The sequence below is a fragment of the Arthrobacter sp. SIMBA_036 genome, assembly GCF_046535135.1.
Lineage (GTDB): Bacteria > Actinomycetota > Actinomycetes > Actinomycetales > Micrococcaceae > Arthrobacter.
In genome coordinates, this window is record NZ_JAWRXG010000259.1 from 1 (window position 1) to 262 (window position 262).

1 protein-coding gene is annotated in these 262 nt (G+C 37.0%); it reads right to left on the reverse strand.

Annotation, left to right across the window (positions count from 1 at the left end; all coding sequences use genetic code 11):
- The coding region (locus SB659_RS19820) for a dTDP-4-dehydrorhamnose 3,5-epimerase family protein (RefSeq protein WP_410551653.1) at positions 1 to 262 on the reverse strand (262 nt) is incomplete at both ends.

Sequence of the window (262 nt, forward strand, 5' to 3'; positions counted from 1 at the left end):
TGAGCAACTTCACTAATCACTTCAAAACCATGGGCGAATCCTTCTGGAATCCACAACTGTCGTTTGTTTTCAGCAGAAAGATTTACACCGACCCATTTGCCAAAAGTTTTAGAATCTTTCCTTATATCAACAACAACGTCATATACCTCACCTACTACACAGCGTACTAATTTTGCCTGTGAATAAGGTGGTAATTGAAAATGTAATCCTCTAATTACTCCTTTAGTAGACTTAGAATGGTTATCCTGAACAAATTCAACCT